Here is a 15269-nt window from a genome sequence, read left to right as displayed (position 1 = left end):
GGTGGGTGGTCTGATCGGAAGGGATGGTCAGGCAGTGCCATACAAGGGATCCCATGAAGCAAAAGCGGACTCTCGGAACGCCACGGTTGCTTGGCATCGTCTGGCCATTCATCGCCGTCGTGTTGTTTCAGGCGTTATTGGGCGGTGTGAGTCTCTATGTCCTGTCGGCCGTTCGCGGTTACGTGGCAGGCGAAAGTCTGTGGTCCAAAGGCCAGAAAGACGCCATCTATTACCTGAACCTCTACGCCGACAGCCGCGACGAGGCGATCTTCCTCAAGTATCAAAGCGCGATCGCGGTGCCTCAGGGCGGGCATCAACTACGCGTGGCGCTGGATCATCAGCCGCCCGATCTGGCGTCTGCCCGCGATGGCATTCTCAAGGGCGGCAACCACCCGGACGACGTTTCCAGCCTGATCTGGCTGTACCTCAACTTTCGTCATTTCAGTTATCTGGAAACCGCCATCGACCGCTGGACGGTCGGCGACGCCTATCTGGTCGAACTGGATAACGTGGCTCAGGAGATGCATCGGAGCATCACTGGCAACACGGCGGGCGAGGCGGAAATTCGTCGCTGGAAGGCGCAGATTTTTGCCATCAACGACGCTGTGACTCCGGCGGCCAAGGCGTTCAGTGATGCCTTGGGCGAGGGGTCGCGGATGATTCTGCGCCTGCTGCTGTTGACCAACCTTGCCACGGCGCTGGGGCTGATCGTGCTGGCGCTGTTGCGCACGCACAAGCTGCTCAAGCAGCGCCATGCCTTTGCCGAAGCGCTGCAACTGGAGAAGGACCGGGCCCACGTCACCCTGCATTCGATCGGCGACGGGGTGATCACCACTGACGTTGCCGGGGCCATCGATTACATGAACCCGGCCGCCGAGGCCATGACGCACTGGAAAGCCGAGCAGGCTGCCGGTTTGCCCTTGGCGGCGCTCTTCAACCTGCTCGACGACAACGCGCAGACCGAAGGGCTGACACTGATCGAGCACATCCTCAGTGGCAAACTCAGTGGTGGCAGCGAGCATTCGAAACTGATCCAGCGCCTCGACGGCAGTACAGTATCGGTGACGCTGGTGGGCGCACCGATCCGCAATGCCGGCAAAGTCAGTGGCACGGTGCTGGTGCTGCACGACATGACGCAGGAGCGGCAATACATTGCCAACCTGTCGTGGCAGGCGACCCACGATGCGCTGACCGGGTTGGCCAATCGCCGTGAGTTCGAATATCGCCTGGAGCAGGCGCTGCACAATCTCACCCGTCAGGGCGGGCGGCATGCGTTGATGTTTCTCGATCTGGATCAATTCAAACTGGTCAACGACACCTGTGGGCATGCCGCCGGCGATGAACTGTTGCGGCATATCTGCGCGTTGCTGCAGTCCGGTTTGCGCGAGGGCGACACCTTGGCGCGATTGGGCGGTGACGAATTCGGCATTCTTCTGGAGAACTGTGCGCTGGAGGCGGCCGAGAAGATCGCCGACAGCCTGCGCCAGACCGTGCAGAACCTGCATTTCGTGTGGAAGGGCCGGCCATTTCTGACCACCGTCAGTATCGGCCTGGTGCATGTCGGCCAGACGCCGACCACCCTCGAAGCGTCGTTGCGTGCCGCCGACATGGCCTGCTACATGGCCAAGGAAAAGGGCCGTAATCGGGTGCAGGTCTACCACGCCGACGATTCGGAGTTGTCGTTGCGCTTCGGTGAGATGGCCTGGGTACAGCGCTTGCACATGGCACTGGAGGAGAACCGGTTTTGTCTGTACGCCCAGGAAATTGCGCCGTTGGGTGCCACCGGGGGAGAGCGTGCGCACATCGAAATTCTGCTGCGTCTGCATGATGAAGCGGGGCGGATGATTCTCCCGGACAGTTTCATTCCGGCCGCTGAACGTTATGGTTTGATGAGTCAGTTAGATCGTTGGGTAGTGCAAAACGTATTTAAGGTTATTGCTCAATGTATTGCCGAAGAACATGAAGGTCCGTTGGCGATGTGTGCGATTAATCTGTCAGGCATTACTATAGGAGATGACGCTTTTTTGCACTTCCTGCGTGAGCAGTTTGTTAACTACGCCATACCGCCTGAAATGATTTGTTTTGAAATTACTGAAACCAGTGCGATTTCAAATTTAGGCAGTGCAATACGTTTTATTAATGAACTCAAAGGTTTAGGTTGTTACTTCTCGCTGGATGACTTTTGTGCCGGAATGTCTTCATTCGCTTATCTGAAACATTTACCTGTAGACTTCCTGAAGATCGACGGGAGTTTCGTAAAGGATATGCTGGACGACCCGATTAACCGCGCAATGGTCGAAGTGATCAATCACATCGGGCATGTCATGGGGAAACAGACAATTGCCGAGTTTGTAGAAACAACCCAGATCGAGCAGGCATTGCTTGAAATTGGCGTTGATTACGCTCAGGGTTATATTATCGAACGTCCGCAATTGTTTACCTGTGACAGTTTGCAAAGTCGGCCCGCCAGACCGCAGCCGCTGTTATTCAAAGCGCCTGGCACGTTCCGTTGAAGTCTCTCGCCGATCCTTATAATCACAAATCAAAAGGAGCCGAACAGTGATCGACACATTCAACCGAACCGGACCACTCATGGAAGCTGCAAGTTATCCTGCCTGGGCACAACAGCTCATTGAGGATTGCAGCGAGAGCAAGCGCCGGGTTGTCGAACATGAGTTGTATATGCGCATGCGGGATAACAAGCTCAGCGCCAAAACCATGCGCCAGTATCTGGTCGGGGGCTGGCCGGTAGTTGAGCAGTTCGCGTTGTACATGGCGCAGAACCTGACCAAGACCAGGTTTGCCCGCCACCCTGGCGAAGACATGGCGCGGCGTTGGCTGATGCGCAATATTCGCGTTGAACTCAATCATGCCGATTACTGGCTGCACTGGAGTCGCGCCCATGGTGTCAGCCTGGAAGACTTGCAGGCGCAGCAAGTGCCGCCGGAACTGCACGCCTTGAGTCATTGGTGCTGGCATACCAGTTCCGCCGATTCGCTGATTGTCGCCATCGCCGCGACCAATTACGCAATCGAAGGCGCGACCGGTGAGTGGTCTGCACTGGTCTGCTCGACGGGGGTGTACGCCGCCGCGTTCCCGGAAGAGGATCGCAAGCGCGCGATGAAGTGGCTGAAGATGCACGCGCAGTACGACGATGCGCATCCGTGGGAAGCGCTGGAGATCATTTGCACCCTCGCCGGCATGAACCCGAGTATGGCTTTGCAAACCGAGTTGCGTCAGGCGGTGTGCAAGAGCTACGACTATATGTACCTGTTCCTCGAACGCTGCATGCAACTGGAGACGTCCGAGCGTTTGCTGGTAAGCCGTGAACGCCGGGCTGTCGTCGAAAGCTGATTACAGCTGACACCGCGTAAATAATGTAGGAGTGAGCCTGCTCGCGATTGCGGACTGTCAGTCAACATCATTGTTGAATGTCAGATCGCATCGCGAGCAGGCTCGCTCCTACATTTGATTTGGGGGTGTCCGGAGGGCTTAGCCCGCCATTGCCAAGCGGTTACGACCTTCGCGTTTGGCCACATATAGCGCGCTATCCGCACGGCGCAGCAGGCTCTCCGCCGATTCACCCGGCAACAACGTCGAACAGCCGAGGCTGACTGTCAGTTCGATCAACTGGCCATCGGCGTAATATTCCGCCGCCTGCGCCGCGTAACGCAGGCGTTCGCCGACCATCGCTGCCGGTTCGCGGCTGGTGTTCGACAGCAGAATCAAAAACTCTTCGCCGCCATAACGAAAGACCATGTCGACATTGCGCAGTTGGCCCTTGATCGAGGCGGCAACAGCTTTGAGCACGTCATCGCCGGCGCTGTGGCCGTGGCTGTCGTTGACCCGTTTGAAGTGATCGATATCGAGCATCAACACCGACAGTGGTTGCAGGTGCCGACGCGACATTTCGATCTCGCGTTGCAGGGTCTGCTCCATGGCAATGCGGTTACCGGCACCGGTCAACGGATCGCGCAAGGCGCTCTGGGTCGCGGCGCGGTAGAGCAGGGCGTTGCGCATCGGGAACAGCAACGACGACAGCAGCGACTCCAGATTGCCTTGTTCATGCTCGTTGAAACGCTGATTGCGGCGGAACACCAGTTCGCCCATGTGCTCACCTTCGTGGCTCAGGCTGTAACTGACGGAGTGATGACCGCGCGCGCCAAACTCCAGGCGCAGGTCGCTGCCCTTGTGCACGTAGCTCAAGGCGTCCAGCGGCACCAGACGCTGAACTTCGCGGAAAAACAGACCGAGGATGCGTTGTGGTTCGAGACTGGTTTGCAGTTGCAGGCTCAGTTGCTGGCGCAATTGCGCAAGACTGGCGGGCCGCTCCAGAAGTGGCGGCTGCTGACCGAAACCCAGGCGTTGCAATTTGGCACTGTCGAAGTCAATTGCATTGGTCTGGGAAGGTGATTTCATATGGCGTGAGCCCCTAAGCAGTAAGTCTGTCTTACAGGCTGGGTGAGAGCGGCTATGGGCTGCGCGTCATACTGATCCATCAGTCCCGTAGGACATTTGGCATAAGTTTAGTCTGCCTGATGACGATTAGTAAGCTATCGAAATCGGCCTTGCCCCATTGCCTTCACACGGCATGCTTTGAGGCAATTTAGAGCGAAAGTCGTGCCATTCGGTTCAGGTTTATTAAAACCCTTTATATTCAATGGCTTGTGGTCTTTCGGGGTAGAAGGGCGCTGGATAATTGACTCAATTGTTGCAGTCGACAGCGGCAAATGCATGCCGCGACGGGATTCCGCCACGGCAACAAATGCGACGTATGGCATTACTGGGCGTTGAATGCCTGGCCGTTGATACCGCTGCTGTCCGGTCCCATCAGGTAGAGGTAGACCGGCATGATCTCCTCGGGCGTCGGGTTGTTCAGCGGGTTTTCCCCTGGATAAGCCTGAGCGCGCATGCTGGTGCGGGTGCCGCCCGGGTTGATGCTGTTGGAGCGCACCGGTGCAACGCCGTCGACCTCATCGGCCAGGGTTTGCATCAAGCCTTCGGTAGCGAACTTCGATACGCCATAAGCGCCCCAGTATGCGCGGCCCTTGCGACCAACACTGCTGGAGGTGAACACCACCGACGCATCCTGCGAGAGCTTGAGCAGCGGCAACAAGGTGCTGGTCAGCATGAACATGGCGTTGACGTTGACCTGCATGACGCGCATGAAATTTTCCCCGGACAACTGCTCGATCGGCGTGCGCGGACCAATGATCGAAGCATTGTGCAGCAGGCCATCGAGGTGGCCGAACTCAGTCTCGATCATTGCCGCCAGCTCATCGTATTGATGGGGCAGAGCGGTTTCGAGGTTGAACGGGATCACCGCCGGTTGTGGGTGGCCCGCGGCTTCGATCTCGTCGTAGACCTGGGTCAGATTGGCCTCGGTCTTGCCCAGCAGCAGCACGGTCGCGCCGTGAGCGGCGTAGGTTTTCGCCGCAGCCGCGCCAATGCCACGACCGGCACCGGTGACCAGAATGACCCGATCCTTGAGCAATTCGGGGCGAGCGGAGTAATCAAACATAAAAACCTCACAATCCATTCATGAAGACCTGCTTCACCCTGTGGGAGGGGATTTATCCCCGTTCGGCGGCGAAGCCGTCGCAAAACCTGTGTGTCACATCGCCTGGATGAAAGCGGGGGCCGCTTCGCAGCCCAACGGGGATAAATCCCCTCGCCACAAGATCTGATTCAGATCAGCAGCTGCAAATCGCGCTGTCGAGCACCTTGCGCAACTCCGACGGGTGATCCACCACCACATCCGCGCCCCAATGCCGTGGGTTGTCGTCCGGGTGGATGTAGCCAAACGTCACCGCCGCCGTTTTCGTGCCAGCATCGCGGCCCGACTCGATATCACGCAGATCATCGCCTACAAACAACACCGTCGACGGATCCAGATCAAGCATCTTGCACGCAAGGATCAACGGTTCCGGATCCGGCTTGCTGTTCTTCACGTGATCCGGGCAGATCAGCAACGCCGAACGCTCGGCCAGCCCCATCTGCTGCATGATCGGCTCGGCAAAGCGCAGCGGCTTGTTGGTGACCACGCCCCAGACCAGATTGGCTTTTTCAATGTCGGCGAGCAATTCGTCCATGCCGTCGAACAACTTGCTGTGTACCGCACAGCCGACCAGATAGCGCTCGAGAAACTCCAGGCGCAGCTCCTCGAAGCCCGGTGATTCCGGGTCCATCGAGAATGTCACTGCAACCATGGCTTTGGCGCCGCCGGAGATCTCGTCGCGGATGTGCTTGTCGTTGATAGGCGGCAAGCCACGATCCGCGCGCATGGCCTGGCAGATGGCGATGAAGTCCGGCGCCGTGTCGAGCAGGGTGCCGTCCATGTCGAAAAGGACTGCTCTGATGGCCATCGACTTATTCCTCGCGCAGGGTCTGGATCATGTAGTTGACGTCAACGTCGCTGGCCAGTTTGTAGTGCTTGGTCAGCGGGTTGTAGGTCAGGCCGATGATGTCCTTGACGGTCAGGCCGGCCATGCGGCTCCACGCGCCGAGCTCGGACGGGCGGATGAATTTCTTGAAGTCGTGGGTGCCGCGCGGCAGCAGCTTCATGATGTATTCGGCGCCGACGATGGCAAACAGATAGGCCTTCGGGTTGCGGTTGATGGTCGAGAAGAACACCTGGCCGCCGGGCTTGACCATACGGAAGCAGGCACGGATCACCGACGATGGATCCGGTACATGCTCAAGCATTTCAAGGCAGGTGACGACGTCGAACTGCTCAGGCATTTCTTCTGCGAGGTCTTCGGCAGTGATCTGGCGGTATTCGACGTTGACGCCGGATTCCAGCTGATGCAGTTGCGCGACCGCCAGCGGCGCTTCGCCCATGTCGATGCCCATCACGGTGGCGCCACGCTGGGCCATCGCTTCGCTGAGGATGCCGCCACCGCAACCGACGTCGAGGACTTTCTTGCCGGCCAGATTCACCCGCTCGTCGATCCAGTTGACCCGCAGCGGGTTGATGTCGTGCAGCGGTTTGAACTCGCTTTCACGATCCCACCAGCGATGGGCCAGGGCTTCGAATTTAGCGATTTCGGCGTGGTCGACGTTGCTCATGTTAAATCCTCTAAAACTTGAAAAAGGGCTGTAGCCCCGGAGTTTGCCCCGGGGTGTTTACGATTCGGTGTGGCCGCTGATGCGCTGGCCCCAGGCCCGGGCGGTGGCGCCCAGTTGCTCTTCGTCCATGCGCGTCAGGCGTCGGTCGTCGAGTAGTTGTCTGCCGGCGACCCACAGGTGTTTCACGCAGTCGCGACCGGTGGCATAGATCAGCTGCGAAACCGGGTCGTAGACCGGTTGCTGGGCCAGACCGGACAGGTCGAAGGCGACGATGTCGGCGGCTTTGCCGATTTCCAGCGAGCCGACTTGCGCCTCGATCCCCAATGCTCGCGCGCCATTCAAGGTGGCCATGCGCAGCGCACGATGGGCGTCCAACGCGGTGGCCGAACCGGCGACGGCTTTGGCCAGCAGTGCGGCGGTGCGGGTTTCGCCGAGCAGGTCGAGATCGTTGTTGCTCGCCGCGCCATCAGTGCCGACTGCGACATTCACTCCAGCCTGCCACAAACGCTCGACCGGGCAGAAGCCGCTGGCCAGTTTGAGATTGGATTCCGGGCAATGGATCACGCTGGTGTTGCTTTCTACCAGCAACGCCAGGTCGTCATCGCTGATCTGGGTCATGTGCACGGCCTGGAAGCGTGGGCCGAGCAGGCCCAGGCGACCGAGGCGGGCCAGCGGGCGTTCGCCGCGCTGCTCCAGCGCTTGCTGGACTTCGAACGCGGTTTCGTGGACGTGCATGTGGATCGACGCGTCCAGTTCCTCGGCGATCACGCGGATTTTTTCCAGATTCTCGTCGCCGACGGTGTACGGTGCATGAGGGCCGAAGGTGATCTTGATGCGTTCGTGATGCTTCAAGTCGCCGAACAGCTCGACGCCTTGGCGAATCGCTTCATCGGCACTGCTGGCGCCCGGGATCGGGAAATCGAGGATCGGAATCGCGATTTGCGCACGAATGCCGCTGTTGTGCACGCGCTCGCTGGCGACTTTCGGGAAGAAGTACATGTCCGAGAAGCAAGTGATGCCGCCCTTGATCTGCTCGGCGATGGCCAGATCAGTACCATCGCGGACAAAATCTTCGTCGACCCATTTCGCTTCGGCCGGCCAGATGTGGTTTTCCAGCCAGGTCATCAGCGGCAGATCATCGGCCAGGCCACGGAACAGCGTCATTGCTGCGTGGCCGTGGGCGTTGATCAGGCCGGGGGCGAGCAGCACATCCGGCAGTTCGCGAACTTCTGTGGCGTTACACTTCAATGCTTCGGCGCGCGGGCCGATAAACACGATGCGACCGTCGCGGATGCCCAGGCCATGCTCCTTGAGCACAACGCCAGCGGGTTCGACGGGTACCAGCCAGGTCGGCAGCAATAATAAGTCGAGCGCAATGGCAGGTTTCGGCATCGAGGGTCGGTTCCAGTGCTTTTGTAAAGGATGGCGAAGTATACCCGAGCGTCTTCGCGGGGGGATCGCTATAATCGGCGGCTTTTGTTCATGAGTGCGGGGTGTGGGATGCGCGATCGACTGTTGGCTGCGGAGAAAGTGAAGGCCATCGAGTGGCGAGACGGCGCGCTGCACCTGCTGGATCAGCGTATTTTGCCGTTTGAAGAAACCTGGATTGCCTACACCAGCGCCGCCGGCGTCGCTGAGGCGATTCGCTCGATGGTGGTGCGCGGCGCGCCGGCCATCGGCATCAGTGCGGCCTATGGCATCGTGCTTGCGGCCCGGGCGCGGATTGCTGAAGGTGGCGACTGGTACGCAGCGCTGGAAGAGGATTTCGCCTTGCTGGCCGATTCCCGTCCGACCGCAGTCAATCTGTTCTGGGCGCTGGGTCGTATGCACGATCGACTGGATCGCCTGAAAGAAAACGCCGATCCGCTGGCGGCGCTGGAAGCTGAGGCGATCGCCATTCATGAAAGCGATCGCGAAGCCAATCTGACCATGGCGCAGCTCGGCGTCGACCTGATCCGCAAACATCAGGGCAATGCCCAGGCGATCCTGACCCACTGCAATACCGGCGCACTGGCCACCGGTGGTTTTGGCACGGCACTGGGTGTGATTCGCGCAGCCTTTATTGAAGGCATGGTCGAGCGCGTTTACGCCGACGAAACCCGTCCATGGCTGCAGGGTTCGCGCTTGACCGCATGGGAACTGGCCAACGAAGGCATTCCGGTGACCCTGAATGCCGACTCCGCCGCTGCGCACATCATGAAAACCAAAGGTGTGACCTGGGTGATCGTTGGCGCCGACCGCATTACCGCCAACGGTGACGTGGCCAACAAGATCGGCACCTATCAACTGGCGGTCAACGCCATGCACCACGGCGTGCGTTTCATGGTCGTGGCGCCGAGCTCGACCATCGACATGAACCTGGCTAGCGGTGATGACATTCCGATCGAAGAACGTGATGGCGCCGAGCTGCTGGAAGTCGGCGGCAAGCGCGTCGGTGCCGACGTTGAAGCATTCAACCCGGTGTTTGACGTGACGCCGGCCGACCTTATCGACGCGATCGTCACCGAGAAAGGCATCGTCGAGCGCCCGGATACCGCCAAAATGGCCCAGTTGATGTGCCGCAAACGCCTGCACTAATGCGGTGACACTCAATGTAGGAGCTGCCGAAGGCTGCGATCTTTTGACTTTATCTTCTAAAAACAAAATCAAAAGGTCGCAGCCTTCGGCAGCTCATACATGTGTGCCTACCCTTGAATGTCAATAAACATCGCTAATCCACACCACAAATCTGCGCTCAAAGAAGCTCTGAGCCTCTCTCGTCCCCGTTAAGCCTGTCACCGGTCAACTAACTATGCTCCATGCGCATCTGGGGGATAGGTGCGTGGCGGCCTTTGTGATAACATCCGGCGTTTTCCGAGGCAGCTTCACGAAGCTGTCTTTACTGCGCAAATCCGCGATCCAATGTTGATTTGTCGTAAGTCGGCGCATGGCACTCGGCCGGCCCCGACGAGCTTCGTTGCTCCCACATGGATATGACGAAGTTTCACCAGAAAAAGGAATCAGGCTTCTCATGGGCGAACTGGCCAAAGAAATCCTCCCGGTCAATATCGAAGACGAGCTGAAGCAGTCCTACCTCGACTACGCGATGAGCGTAATCGTCGGCCGTGCACTGCCGGATGCGCGCGATGGCCTCAAGCCCGTGCACCGTCGCGTACTGTTCGCGATGAGCGAGCTGGGCAACGACTACAACAAGCCGTACAAGAAATCTGCCCGTGTTGTCGGCGACGTGATCGGTAAGTATCACCCGCACGGTGACACTGCCGTGTACGACACCATCGTTCGTATGGCCCAGCCTTTCTCCCTGCGCTATCTGCTGGTAGACGGTCAGGGTAACTTCGGTTCGGTCGACGGCGACAACGCTGCGGCGATGCGATATACCGAAGTGCGCATGACCAAGCTGGCGCACGAGCTGCTGGCCGACCTGCACAAAGAAACCGTGGACTGGGTGCCGAACTACGACGGCACCGAAATGATCCCGGCGGTCATGCCGACCCGTATTCCAAACCTGCTGGTCAACGGCTCCAGCGGTATCGCCGTGGGCATGGCGACCAACATCCCGCCGCACAACCTCGGTGAAGTCATCGACGGTTGCCTGGCGCTCATCGACAACCCTGAGCTGACCGTCGATGAACTGATGCAATACATCCCCGGCCCGGACTTCCCGACCGCGGCGATCATCAACGGTCGCGCCGGCATCATCGAAGCCTACCGCACTGGTCGCGGCCGTATTTACATGCGCGCCCGCTCGATCATTGAAGACATCGACAAGGTCGGTGGCCGTCAGCAGATCGTTATCACCGAACTTCCTTACCAGTTGAACAAGGCGCGTCTGATCGAGAAGATCGCCGAACTGGTCAAAGAGAAGAAGCTGGAAGGCATCACCGAACTGCGCGACGAGTCCGACAAGGACGGTATGCGCGTCGTGATCGAACTGCGTCGCGGCGAAGTGCCTGAGGTGATCCTCAACAACCTCTACGCCCAGACCCAGCTGCAATCGGTATTCGGCATCAACATCGTTGCGCTGATCGACGGCCGCCCACGCATCCTGAACCTCAAGGATCTGCTGGAAGCCTTCGTCCGTCACCGTCGCGAAGTGGTTACCCGCCGTACCGTTTTCGAACTGCGCAAGGCGCGCGAGCGTGGTCACATCCTCGAAGGTCAGGCCGTTGCCCTGTCGAACATCGACCCGGTCATCGCGCTGATCAAGGCTTCGCCGACGCCGTCGGAAGCCAAGGAAGCGCTGATCAGCACCGCGTGGGAATCCTCCGCCGTGGTTGCGATGGTTGAGCGTGCCGGTGCTGATTCCTGCCGTCCGGAGACTCTGGATCCGCAATACGGTCTGCGCGAAGGCAAGTACTTCCTGTCGCCAGAACAGGCGCAAGCCATTCTGGAACTGCGTCTGCACCGTCTGACCGGTCTGGAGCACGAAAAACTGCTGGCCGAGTATCAAGAGATTCTCAACCAGATCGGCGAGCTGATCCGCATCCTCAACAGCGCTGTGCGCCTGATGGAAGTGATCCGCGAAGAGCTGGAAGTGATTCGTGCCGAATACGGCGACGTGCGCCGCACCGAAATTCTCGATGCCCGTCTCGATCTGACCCTGGGTGACATGATCCCGGAAGAAGAGCGTGTCGTGACCATCTCCCACGGTGGCTACGCCAAGACCCAGCCATTGGCTGCGTACCAGGCTCAGCGTCGTGGCGGTAAAGGCAAATCGGCCACCGGCGTCAAGGATGAGGACTACATCGCTCACCTGCTGGTTGCCAACAGCCACACCACGCTGTTGCTGTTCTCCAGCAAGGGCAAGGTGTACTGGCTCAAGACCTACGAAATCCCGGAAGCGTCCCGCGCTGCCCGTGGTCGTCCGCTGGTCAACCTTCTGCCATTGAGCGAAGGCGAATACATCACCACCATGTTGCCGGTCGATCTCGAAGCCATGAAGCGTCAGGCTGAAGAAGAAGAGGCTGAAGGCGTTGAGGTTGATGTAGAAGAAATCGAAAACAGCAACGAGACCGACGAAGAACGTCGTGCCCGTATCAAAGCTGCTGACCGCAAGAAAGCACCGTTCATCTTCATGTCGACCGCCAACGGCACCGTGAAGAAAACTCCGCTGGTGGCCTTCAGCCGTCAGCGCAGCGTTGGCCTGATCGCGCTGGAACTGGACGAAGGCGACATCCTGATCTCCGCTGCTGTCACCGATGGCGAGCAGGAAATCATGCTGTTCTCCGACGGCGGCAAGGTAACGCGCTTCAAGGAATCCGAAGTTCGCGCCATGGGCCGTACCGCCCGCGGTGTGCGTGGCATGCGTCTGCCAGAAGGGCAGAAGCTGATCTCCATGCTGATTCCGGAAGAAGGCAGCGAAATCCTCACCGCTTCCGCGCGCGGCTACGGCAAGCGTACGGCGATCACCGAGTTCCCTGAATACAAGCGTGGCGGTCAGGGCGTTATCGCCATGGTCAGCAACGAGCGTAACGGCCGTCTGGTCGGCGCGGTTCAGGTGCAGGACGGTGAAGAAATCATGCTGATCTCCGATCAGGGCACCTTGGTGCGTACCCGTGTCGACGAAGTGTCGAGCCTGGGTCGTAACACTCAAGGTGTGACACTGATCAAGCTGGCCAAGGATGAAACCCTGGTCGGGCTGGAGCGGGTTCAGGAACCTTCGGAAATCGAAGGTGAAGAGCTTGAAGGGGAAGAGGGCGAGGAATTCGAAGGCACCGTCGTGATCGACGATGCTGTTGAAGACCAGCAACTCGACGCCGCAGCAGACGAAGAACCGCAAGAATAAGCGGGCAACCAAGGGGGCGGATGAAAATTCGCCCCCTTGTTATTTGTCCTGTTTGAAAATTTGCAACACTGCACGGGATCGTTCCCACGCTTTGCGTGGGAATGCCGCTCGGGACGCTCCGCGTCCCATGACGCAGAGCGTCATTGGATGCATTCCCACGCAGAGCGTGGGAACGATCATCCGCAGACTAAAAGATTTAAGTGACCACCAAATCAGAGCGAGATTGGATGTGAGCAAGCGAGCCTATAACTTCTGCGCCGGTCCTGCGGCGCTTCCTGAAGCTGTCCTGCAGCGCGCCCAGGGTGAACTCCTTGATTGGCACGGCAAGGGTCTGTCGGTCATGGAAATGAGCCATCGCAGCGATGAGTTCGTGTCCATTGCCACCCAGGCCGAGCAGGATCTGCGTGACCTGCTGAATATCCCGTCGAACTACAAAGTGCTGTTTCTGCAAGGTGGCGCCAGCCAGCAATTCGCGCAGATTCCACTGAACCTGTTGCCTGAAGGCGGCTCGGCCGACTATATCGACACCGGTATCTGGTCGCAGAAAGCCATCGAAGAAGCCTCGCGCTACGGCCACGTCAACGTCGCCGCCACCGCCAAGCCTTACGACTATTTCGCCATCCCGGGCCAGAACGAGTGGAAGCTGTCGAAAGACGCCGCTTACGTTCACTACGCGCCGAACGAAACCATCGGCGGTCTGGAATTCCAGTGGATCCCGGAAGTCGGTGACGTGCCGCTAGTGGCCGACATGTCTTCGGACATCCTCTCGCGTCCAGTCGATATTTCGCGTTTCGGCATGATCTACGCTGGCGCGCAAAAGAACATCGGCCCGAGCGGCATCGTCGTCAACATCATCCGCGAAGACTTGCTCGGCAAGGCGCGTGCGCTGTGCCCGACCATGCTCGACTACAAAGTCGCGGCGGATAACGGCTCGATGTACAACACCCCGCCGACGCTGGCCTGGTACCTGTCCGGTCTGGTGTTCCAGTGGCTGAAAGAGCAGGGCGGCGTTGACGCGATCGCCAAACTCAACGATGTCAAACAGCGCACGCTGTACGACTTCATCGACGCCAGCGGCCTCTACAGCAACCCGATCAACAAATCGGATCGCTCGTGGATGAACGTGCCGTTCCGTCTGGCCGATGATCGTCTGGACAAGCCATTCCTGGTCGGTGCCGAAGAACGCGGCCTGCTCAATCTGAAAGGCCACCGCTCCGTGGGCGGCATGCGCGCCTCCATCTATAACGCTGTCGACATCACCGCGGTCAACGCGCTGGTGGCGTACATGGCTGAATTCGAGAAGGAACACGGCTGATGTCCGAGCAAGAACTCAAGGCACTGCGCGTTCGCATTGACGCTCTGGACACCAAAGTCATGGAGCTGATCAGTGAACGTGCGCGTTGCGCCCAGGAAGTCGCGCGAGTAAAGATGGCCTCGCTGGCCGAAGGCGAAGTGCCGGTGTTCTATCGTCCTGAGCGTGAGGCTCAGGTGCTCAAGCGTGTCATGGAACGCAATCAGGGGCCGCTGGGTAACGAAGAGATGGCGCGGTTGTTCCGCGAAATCATGTCGTCGTGCCTGGCGCTGGAGCAGCCGCTGAAAGTGGCTTACCTCGGCCCTGAAGGCACCTTCACCCAAGCCGCAGCCATGAAACACTTCGGCCACGCCGTCATCAGCAAGCCGATGGCGGCGATCGACGAAGTGTTCCGTGAAGTGGCGGCCGGTGCGGTGAATTTTGGCGTGGTACCGGTGGAGAACTCCACCGAAGGCGCGGTCAACCACACGCTGGACAGCTTCCTCGAACACGACATGGTCATCTGTGGCGAAGTCGAGTTGCGCATTCACCATCATCTGTTGGTTGGTGAAAACACCAAGACCGACAGCATCAGCCGCATCTATTCCCACGCGCAGTCGCTGGCCCAGTGCCGCAAGTGGCTGGACGCGCATTACCCGAATGTCGAACGCGTCGCGGTTTCCAGCAACGCCGAAGCGGCCAAGCGGGTTAAAGGCGAGTGGAATTCGGCGGCGATTGCCGGTGATATGGCGGCAGGGCTGTATGGCCTGACCCGTCTGGCCGAGAAGATCGAAGACCGTCCGGACAACTCGACGCGCTTCCTGATGATCGGTAATCAGGAAGTGCCGCCGACCGGCGACGACAAGACCTCGATCATCGTGTCGATGAGCAACAAACCCGGCGCGCTGCACGAGCTGCTGGTGCCGTTCCACGACAACGGGATCGACCTGACCCGCATCGAAACCCGTCCGTCGCGCAGCGGCAAATGGACTTACGTATTCTTCATCGACTTCGTCGGCCACCACCGTGATCCATTGATCAAAGGTGTGCTGGAAAAGATCAGTCAGGAAGCAGTAGCACTCAAAGTGCTGGGTTCCTACCCGAAAGCAGTTCTCTAAGGGGCGG

General features: G+C 59.0%; 11 protein-coding genes. 6 read left to right on the top strand and 5 right to left on the bottom strand.

Annotation, left to right across the window (positions count from 1 at the left end; all coding sequences use genetic code 11):
* Window positions 1-53: 53 nt before the first annotated feature.
* Entirely contained in the window at window positions 54-2513 is a 2460-nt protein-coding gene (locus tag ACQ4MY_RS22220; protein ID WP_440096480.1) for an EAL domain-containing protein, read from the top strand.
* A gap of 79 nt (window positions 2514-2592) precedes the next feature.
* Entirely contained in the window at window positions 2593-3354 is a 762-nt protein-coding gene (locus ACQ4MY_RS22215) for a TenA family transcriptional regulator (RefSeq protein WP_440096479.1), read from the top strand.
* 138 nt (window positions 3355-3492) lie between these two features.
* Here ACQ4MY_RS22215 and ACQ4MY_RS22210 read toward each other — a convergent pair whose 3' ends face one another.
* The 5 genes from ACQ4MY_RS22210 to ACQ4MY_RS22190 all read right to left on the bottom strand — a co-directional run bounded on the left by ACQ4MY_RS22210 (window position 3493) and on the right by ACQ4MY_RS22190 (window position 8460).
* Window positions 3493-4419: a GGDEF domain-containing protein gene (locus ACQ4MY_RS22210; protein WP_008079773.1), complete on the bottom strand. Its 927-nt coding sequence runs from the start codon at window positions 4417-4419 to the stop codon at window positions 3493-3495.
* A gap of 361 nt (window positions 4420-4780) precedes the next feature.
* Window positions 4781-5521 (bottom strand): YciK family oxidoreductase, encoded by a 741-nt coding sequence (locus ACQ4MY_RS22205; protein ID WP_095125179.1) that lies wholly within the window; start codon window positions 5519-5521, stop codon window positions 4781-4783.
* Window positions 5522-5693: 172 nt separating this feature from the next.
* Window positions 5694-6365: an N-acetylmuramic acid 6-phosphate phosphatase MupP gene (gene mupP, locus ACQ4MY_RS22200; RefSeq protein WP_440096478.1), complete on the bottom strand. Its 672-nt coding sequence runs from the start codon at window positions 6363-6365 to the stop codon at window positions 5694-5696.
* Between the two features lie 4 nt (window positions 6366-6369).
* A complete protein-coding gene (gene ubiG / locus ACQ4MY_RS22195) occupies window positions 6370-7068 on the bottom strand; it encodes a bifunctional 2-polyprenyl-6-hydroxyphenol methylase/3-demethylubiquinol 3-O-methyltransferase UbiG (protein ID WP_008079776.1) in 699 nt (232 codons plus the stop codon).
* 57 nt (window positions 7069-7125) lie between these two features.
* Window positions 7126-8460 carry a TRZ/ATZ family hydrolase gene (locus ACQ4MY_RS22190; protein ID WP_440096477.1) on the bottom strand — a complete coding sequence of 445 codons (1335 nt, stop codon included), beginning with the start codon at window positions 8458-8460 and terminating at the stop codon, window positions 7126-7128.
* Window positions 8461-8568: 108 nt separating this feature from the next.
* Here ACQ4MY_RS22190 and mtnA point away from each other — a divergent pair, with 108 nt between their 5' ends.
* The 4 genes from mtnA to pheA all read left to right on the top strand — a co-directional run bounded on the left by mtnA (window position 8569) and on the right by pheA (window position 15262).
* Window positions 8569-9645, top strand: coding sequence for an S-methyl-5-thioribose-1-phosphate isomerase (gene mtnA / locus ACQ4MY_RS22185; RefSeq protein WP_440096476.1), 1077 nt, complete (start codon window positions 8569-8571; stop codon window positions 9643-9645).
* Between the two features lie 433 nt (window positions 9646-10078).
* Window positions 10079-12853: a DNA gyrase subunit A gene (gyrA, locus tag ACQ4MY_RS22180; protein WP_440096475.1), complete on the top strand. Its 2775-nt coding sequence runs from the start codon at window positions 10079-10081 to the stop codon at window positions 12851-12853.
* Between the two features lie 229 nt (window positions 12854-13082).
* On the top strand, window positions 13083-14168 hold the full coding sequence (gene serC, locus ACQ4MY_RS22175; RefSeq protein ID WP_180698459.1) for a 3-phosphoserine/phosphohydroxythreonine transaminase: 1086 nt from the start codon (window positions 13083-13085) through the stop codon (window positions 14166-14168).
* Entirely contained in the window at window positions 14168-15262 is a 1095-nt protein-coding gene (gene pheA / locus ACQ4MY_RS22170; protein WP_007908404.1) for a prephenate dehydratase, read from the top strand. Before serC ends, pheA begins: the two co-directional genes overlap by 1 nt.
* The last annotated feature ends 7 nt before the right edge of the window (window positions 15263-15269 follow it).

Origin of the sequence: Pseudomonas sp. SM4, assembly GCF_051913165.1 — a bacterium.
GTDB lineage: Bacteria > Pseudomonadota > Gammaproteobacteria > Pseudomonadales > Pseudomonadaceae > Aquipseudomonas.
This window is presented reverse-complemented; position numbering and strand designations above follow the sequence as displayed.

Excerpts from the sequence above, each read along its gene's own strand:
- ACQ4MY_RS22205 (WP_095125179.1), bottom strand. The coding sequence starts at position 5,521 with ATGTTTGATTACTCCGCTCGCCCCGAATTGCTCAAGGATCGGGTCATT.
- ACQ4MY_RS22220 (WP_440096480.1), top strand. The coding sequence starts at position 54 with ATGAAGCAAAAGCGGACTCTCGGAACGCCACGGTTGCTTGGCATCGTC.
- mupP (WP_440096478.1), bottom strand. The coding sequence starts at position 6,365 with ATGGCCATCAGAGCAGTCCTTTTCGACATGGACGGCACCCTGCTCGAC.
- pheA (WP_007908404.1), top strand. The coding sequence starts at position 14,168 with ATGTCCGAGCAAGAACTCAAGGCACTGCGCGTTCGCATTGACGCTCTG.
- gyrA (WP_440096475.1), top strand. The coding sequence starts at position 10,079 with ATGGGCGAACTGGCCAAAGAAATCCTCCCGGTCAATATCGAAGACGAG.
- ACQ4MY_RS22215 (WP_440096479.1), top strand. The coding sequence starts at position 2,593 with ATGGAAGCTGCAAGTTATCCTGCCTGGGCACAACAGCTCATTGAGGAT.
- ubiG (WP_008079776.1), bottom strand. The coding sequence starts at position 7,068 with ATGAGCAACGTCGACCACGCCGAAATCGCTAAATTCGAAGCCCTGGCC.
- mtnA (WP_440096476.1), top strand. The coding sequence starts at position 8,569 with ATGCGCGATCGACTGTTGGCTGCGGAGAAAGTGAAGGCCATCGAGTGG.
- ACQ4MY_RS22190 (WP_440096477.1), bottom strand. The coding sequence starts at position 8,460 with ATGCCGAAACCTGCCATTGCGCTCGACTTATTATTGCTGCCGACCTGG.
- ACQ4MY_RS22210 (WP_008079773.1), bottom strand. The coding sequence starts at position 4,419 with ATGAAATCACCTTCCCAGACCAATGCAATTGACTTCGACAGTGCCAAA.